At 75.1% G+C, this 6,238-nt stretch carries 5 protein-coding genes; all 5 read right to left on the reverse strand.

The genetic code is table 11. From position 1 onward, the window contains the following. Positions 1–1,620, reverse strand: a 1,620-nt coding sequence (locus ACFVIM_RS31575) for an alpha/beta hydrolase (RefSeq protein WP_384308713.1), incomplete at its 3' end; no start/stop codon positions are given. A gap of 403 nt (positions 1,621–2,023) precedes the next feature. After that, on the reverse strand, positions 2,024–2,770 hold the full coding sequence (locus ACFVIM_RS31580; RefSeq protein ID WP_384308715.1) for a TIGR04222 domain-containing membrane protein: 747 nt from the start codon (positions 2,768–2,770) through the stop codon (positions 2,024–2,026). 123 nt (positions 2,771–2,893) lie between these two features. Next, positions 2,894–3,826 carry a TIGR04222 domain-containing membrane protein gene (locus ACFVIM_RS31585; RefSeq protein WP_384308718.1) on the reverse strand — a complete coding sequence of 311 codons (933 nt, stop codon included), beginning with the start codon at positions 3,824–3,826 and terminating at the stop codon, positions 2,894–2,896. A gap of 7 nt (positions 3,827–3,833) precedes the next feature. Next, a complete protein-coding gene (locus ACFVIM_RS31590; protein ID WP_384308721.1) occupies positions 3,834–5,231 on the reverse strand; it encodes a DUF692 domain-containing protein in 1,398 nt (465 codons plus the stop codon). Positions 5,232–5,385: 154 nt separating this feature from the next. Beyond that, complete coding sequence (locus ACFVIM_RS31595; RefSeq protein WP_384308723.1) at positions 5,386–6,168, reverse strand: DUF4142 domain-containing protein; 783 nt, start codon at positions 6,166–6,168, stop codon at positions 5,386–5,388. Positions 6,169–6,238: the final 70 nt, after the last annotated feature.

A 6,238-nucleotide genomic window follows, 5' to 3' on the forward strand; every position in this document is an offset into this window, starting at 1 on the left:
CGTCTGCCCGGTCAGCAGATAGCGCTCCACATGAGCGTTGACACAGTCGTTGGCGCCCCCGGCCAGACCGTGGGTCCCGGCGCCCTCCTCGGTGATCAGCACCGAACCCTTCAGCCGCCGCGCCAGCTCACGCGCCCCCGCGTAGGGGGTGGCCGCGTCCCGTTCGGCCGCCAGGATCAGCACCGGCGGCAGTGAGCCCCGCTTGACCCGCACCTCCAGCGGCTCCCGCCGTGGCGCGCGCCAGAACGCGCACGGCAGATTGGTGAAGGCGTTGTCCCAGGTCTCGAAGGGCGCGACGCGGGCGAGCGCCGTGTTGTCGCGGTCCCAGACCTCCCAGTCCACCGGCCAGGGCGCGTCGTTGCACTCCACGGCGGTGTAGACGGCGGCGCTGTTCTCCGCCGCGCCCGCCCCGGCGCGGTGCGGAGCGGCCTGGGCGATCAGTCGCCGGTCGTCCCCGCGCAGATAGTCCGAGAGCGCCCGCGCGCGCGGCGCCCAGTAGTCGTCGTAGTAGCCCGTGCCCAGGAAGGCCGCGTGGAGCTGGCCGGGCCCGACCACGCCCCCGGCGGGTTCGGTGGCGAGCCGGGCCTTGGCCTCCTCGTACCGTGCGGCGACCGCCTCCGGTGTGGTGCCGAGGCCGAAGACGGCGTCATGCCGGGCGACCCAGGCGCGGAAGTCCGCCCAGCGGGTCTCGAACGCCCGTGACTGGTCCAGGTTGTTGCGGTACCAGATCTTGTCGCGGGCCGGGTTGACCGCAGAGTCGAAGACCATCCGGCGGACATGGGCGGGGAAGAGCGTCGCGTACAGGGCACCGAAGTACGTGCCGTAGGAGGCGCCCATGTAGGTCAGCCGCTCCTGGTGGAGCGCGGCGCGCAGGACGTCGAGGTCGCGGGCGTTGTTGAGCGAGGTGTAGTGGCGCAGCGTGTCGCCCGCGCGGCGCGCGCAGCCCTCCGCGTACGCCCTCGCCTTGGCGATCCGGCGCTCCTTCTCGGCGGGGGAGGGGTGTGTCGGGGACGGGCTCGGCGCGCTGACGAAGTCCCCGGGGTCGACACAGGACAGCGGCGCCGAGCGGCCCACCCCGCGTGGCGCGTACCCCACCAGGTCGTAGGCGCGGGCGAGCGGCCGCCACTCGGGGAGCTGGGTCACCAGCGGGAAGTACATGCTGGACGCGCCGGGTCCGCCGGGGTTGTAGACGAGGGCGCCCTGGTGTTCGGCCGGGCCGCCGATGGCCCCGGCGCGGCTGACGGTGAGGGTGATCTGACGGCCGTCGGGGTCGGCGTAGTCGAGCGGGACGCGGACCGTGCCGCAGCGTACGGGGTCGGGGAGGCGTTCCACGGCGGGGCAGGCGCCGAAGGCGATCCCGGCGGCGGCCGCGCGGGCGGCGGCCCGGGCGGTGCCGTCGGCCTCGGGGCCCGGCGCGGCGGCGGCCCGGGGGAGCGGGGCACCCGGTACGTGAGGGGTCGGCCCGGTCGCAGGGGCGGCGGCACGCGGTTCGTGGTGGGTCAGCCCGGTCGCGGGGGCCGGGGCCAGGGTGGTGAGCGACAGGCAGCCGAGGGCGGCCCAGAGCCCGTATCGCGCCCGCCCCCTCCGGGGCACCACCAGGGACCTCACCCGTACTCTCATCGCGTCGCGTTCCTTCCGGGCCGGGGCCGACGGGGTCATCAGACCGACGGCGGGCGGGCGGAGGTCCCGGACGGTCCGTCAGAGCACCGGCCCGGCCCCGGATGGATATCCGATCGTCGGCGGAACGCCAGCTTTCGCCGGGTGCCGTGCGGTGTAAAGCACCCGTTGACCGTGTCGCGCGCAATGCCCCCGAAGCGCTGGTCACCCGAACACGCGCGCCCGTCGCGCGGCGTGGTTCCCGGACGTGTGCCGGGCTCGTTGTCGCGCGGTTCCTGGACGTGTGCCGAGCGCGGCGCGCCGGACGCGGGCGCCGGGCCCGGTTCCTGGACATGTGCCGGGCTCGTTGTCGCGCGGTTCCTGGACGCGTGCCGGGCCCGGGTCCCGCGCCCGCTTCCTCCCCCGGTCAGCCGAGCGCGGCGCGCACCCGGGGGTCGTCCACGGCCGTCACGCCCAGCACGGCGACGGCCGTCAGATAGCCGCGCTCGCTGCCGTCCGGGGTGGGGCTGAAGCGGGCCAGGAGCCGCTCACCGGCCGGGGACGCCCACCGGGTGTAGGGGCGCAGCTCCAGCCGGGCCACGGCCAGCGTGGCCAGGGTCAGCAGCAGCGGCAGCGCCAGCCAGGCGGGGTGGGCGGCGGCGGGTACCTGGTCCCGGGGGAGCAGCGGCGCCACCGCCAGCAGCACACCGGCCAGGACGGCGGCGGCCCGCACCCCGCGCAGCGCCGTGGCCAGCCGGGTCCGGGCGGGCGCGGGCACCGCGAGCCCGGCGCCCGCCAGCCGGTCCCCGAGCGCGTCCACGGCGTCGGTGGCCGAGGCGGCGGCGCGCACGGTACGGGTGGGGGCCTGCCCGGAGGGCCCGATCGCCGCTATCACCGAGCGCTCCAGCTCGTTGTGGCCGCGCGGGTCGACCAGGGTCGTCCAGCCGGTGTGCGCCAGCAGCAGCCGTCGTCGGCGGTCCATGAGGACGAGCGTCAGATCGGTGACCCGGGTGGGCCCACCCGCCAGGAAGGCGGCCTCGTACAGGGTCAGTTCCCGCCGTGGCTGCCCGGCGGTCGGCAGGGGGCGCGCGACGGAGACGGCGGTGGCGCACAGGCGGGCGCAGCCGAGGGCGGCCGCGGTCCAGGCCAGCAGAAGGAAGAGGACCCAGAGCATCCTCGATTTCTACGTGAGGTGACCACGTATAGGCCATACGATATTCACAATTTCTTCGCGGATGACGCTCGGCCGCCCCGCACCGGACCGCTCCCCAGGGGCCCGCCCCCGTCGGCCCGTACGTCAACCGCCGCAGCCGCAGCCCCCGCAACCACCACAGCCCCCGCCGTCGCCATCGCCGCCCGACCCGCCGTCACCGCCACCCGTCGCCTGCTGGGTCTCCGTGCCCTCCGCGAGCGCGTACGGCGAGGTCCCGCACCACTCCGGCTGCGCCTGCTCGCCATGGAGGACAAAGCCCACCGGGACCGCCACGGACACCGCCAGCAACGACACCAGCACGGGGTTGCGCGCCCCCTGAGCCCCCTTCAGGGCCACTCCCCACGCCGGGGTCGCGTCCCGCACCGCGTCCTTCTCCTGGCGGCGCAGCGCGGAGCGGCCCGCCGGGGTGCAGTAGGTCCCCGAGCGGGGCACCAGCCAGCCGCCGAGCAGCGCGCCCACCAGGAGCACGGGCGCGGTGACCGCACCGAAGGGCACCTCACTCCCGGGCCAGCCCGTCGCCCCCTCCATAAAGCTCAGGCCAATCACGACCGGTATCCCCAGCGCGCACAGGGCGCACTGCCAGAACGCCCACAGCTCGTACCCGTTGCGGGCCCTCTTCTTGGCCTTGAGGAGCCGCCGGGCGGCCAGGCCGTCACCGATCGCCTGCACGGCCTGGGAGCGGCGCAGCGCGTACCGCAGATCGTTGAGCGAGCCGCTGTCGGCGACCTCAAGGCGGTGCAGCACGGCCCGCTCCACCGGGTGCGTGGCCTCCGCCCGCCGTACGGCCACGATGCCCGGCTCGCCGACCTCCAGCCGTCCGTCGGCCTCCATGGCGGCTATGGCCGCGTCCGCCACCCGGCCGGGGCCACCGGTGAGGAAAGCGGCCTCGTACGGGTCCCGTAGCTCCTCCTTCCCGCCCCGGGGACCCAGCGCGAGAAAGGCCCGGAACAGCAGCAGCCCGAGCGTGGAGAGGGGGATCGCGAGCACGATCGCGACGGCGGAATCGGCGTGGCTCATGGTGGGACTACCTCCTGACGAACGCGCGTGCCGCGCGTGCCCAACGGGTGGCTCTGCGGGGCGGGCGCGCGGCGGCGCGCTCCTCCCACCAGAGGGTCAGCGCGCGGCGCGCCCGCGCGTCGGCGGGCTGCCCGGCGAGCAGCAGCTCCTCGGCGAAGTCCATGGCGTCCCGCCGGTATCCGGCCCGCATGGGCCGTGCCGCCGCATAGGTGAAGAAGGCCCGGCGGTACCCGTCGCCGAGGATCTCCGGCAGTTCGGGCGCGAGCTTGGCCACGACCGTGGCGCGCTTGGCGATCAGCGCCCGGGTCTGCGTCCGCAGCCGGTCGCGGTCGAACCCTTCCGGCGCGGGCGTCCCCGCCACCAGCGCGGACAGCAGCGCGGCCTGCCCGATCCCGAGCGCCTGCCGCGCCTCGTCACCGGCACCCGCGGATTCCGGTGCCGTTGTTCGCTGTGCCTGTGCCTGTGCCTGTGCCTGTGCCTGTGTCTGTGTCTGTGCCTGCGGCTGTACCTGTGCCTGTGCCTGCGGCTGTGGTGGTACGGAGACGGGGACCCCGGTCGCGTCGCCAGATGCCCTGGCGGGACGTTCCCTCAGGCGTGCCGCCCCCCGTACCGTCTCCAGCTCCGCCGCCAGTTCGGCGGCGGGCGGGAAGTCGTCGTCGCGCTCCAGCAGGACGCCGGGGGGCGCGGTCCGCGAGCGCAGCTCGCGCAGGATGTCCAGGACGGCCGGGGGTACCGGGTGGGCGTGGGTGTCGTGCCAGACGCCGTCGCGCTCCACCCCGCCCGCCACATGGACATAGGCCAGGGCCTCCAGCGGGAGCGCGGCGAGGGTGGCGGCCGGGTCCTCACCCCGGTTGACCCGGTTGGTGTGGAGGTTGGCCACGTCGATCAGCAGCCGTACTCCCGTGCGCTCCACCAGCTCCGTCAGGAACTGGCCCTCGGTCAGCTCCTCACCGGGCCAGCTGAACAGGGCCGCGATGTTCTCCAGCGCCAGGGGCACGGGGAGCTGGTCCTGGGCGACGCGGACGTTCTCGCAGAGCACCGCCAGCGCGTCCCGGGTGCGCGGCACCGGCAGCAGATGGCCCGCCTCCAGCACCGGCGAGGCCGTCAGCTCCCCGCCCGCCCGGACGAACGCGATGTGCTCGCTCACCAGCGGCGACCCCAGGTCCAGCGCCCGCTCGGCCAGATCCGCCAGACGGCGCTCGCTGGGGCGGTCCGCGCCGCCGAGCCCCAGCGACACCCCGTGCGGCACGATCCGGGTGCCCCGGGCCCGCAGCCGCTCCAGCGACGGGTGGAGATGGCCGGGGCAGACGTTCTCCGCGACGACCTCCACCCAGTCCAGGCCGGGCAGTGCCGCCACGGTCTCCGCGATCTCGGGCCGCCAGCCGATGCCTATGCCGAGTTCCATCTCCCCGCCCCCGTCTCCCTCGTCCGCACAGCCGCGCCATCCGGCGCGCTGTGCGGCAGTGATGACCATGCCACAGGGCGGTCAATCCAGGGGAGGAGACGTTCAGAGGTTGATTTGAGGTTTCCGTGGCGCGGCGAGGGCGGGCGGGTGTCCGTCAGGGGCTCACCGACGGTTCCGGACGGCCGGTGTTGATCGCCGTCGGCGCGCCGGGCCCGGTGGACGGCTGGGAGGTGAGCCGCTGGCCCGCCCCCGGCTCGACCGGCAGCGGCGCCGGGACCGCACCGCCGTCGGGCGGCGGAGGACCGGTGGGGCTGGCGGTGGAACCGCCCGCCGCCTCGTCGGCGATGGCGTCGAAGTCCACCTTGCCGGTCGCCTCCAGCATGGTGATGTGGTCGAGGACGGTCTGGTTGGCGTCCGAGGCGAGCTGGCGGATCAGGATGTTGCGGGTGGTGTGGCGCACCTGCGCCACCAGCGCGAAGACCTTGCCATGGGCGTTGCGCAGCAGCTGGGCGAAGGCCCGTTCGTAGGCCTCGCCGGTCGCCGCCGACAGCTCCCGCAGCCAGCCCTGCTGCTGCGCGTTGGGCTGGTTCGGCAGGGTGACGCCGAGCTTGGCGGCGACATCGCGGGCGCGGCGGTCGAGATCGGTGTGGCCCACCACCAGATGGTCGCCCGCGTCGCGGATGGCCCGGGTCGGCGCCCGTTCGATGGCCTGCTGACCCGCGGGCAGCTCCCAGAGCCCGGCGAGCCGCACCCGGACCAGGAAGTCCCGGTCCGTCGCGGAGAGCGGGCCCCACGGTGTGGCGACCGATGAGTCGTCGAGGTGGTCCTGGCCGGTGCCGGAGCGGTCGGCGTAGGACCAGACGGGGAAGGTGAGGGCTCCGATGGTGGCGATGAGCGCCGCGATGATGAGCACGGTCCCGTTGACGCGCCGTAACAATCTTCCTCCCGGGAAGCGGGTGAGGGTGGCGGAACGCGGGGCGGGGGCGGCCGCCCCCGCCCCCCAACCC

This window comes from Streptomyces sp. NPDC057638 (assembly GCF_042800315.1).
Lineage (GTDB): Bacteria > Actinomycetota > Actinomycetes > Streptomycetales > Streptomycetaceae > Streptomyces.

What these genes read in the sequence shown, in the direction of transcription:
- ACFVIM_RS31580 (WP_384308715.1), bottom strand. Translation starts at nt 2,770, where the DNA reads ATGCTCTGGGTCCTCTTCCTTCTGCTGGCCTGGACCGCGGCCGCCCTC.
- ACFVIM_RS31585 (WP_384308718.1), bottom strand. Translation starts at nt 3,826, where the DNA reads ATGAGCCACGCCGATTCCGCCGTCGCGATCGTGCTCGCGATCCCCCTC.
- ACFVIM_RS31590 (WP_384308721.1), bottom strand. Translation starts at nt 5,231, where the DNA reads ATGGAACTCGGCATAGGCATCGGCTGGCGGCCCGAGATCGCGGAGACC.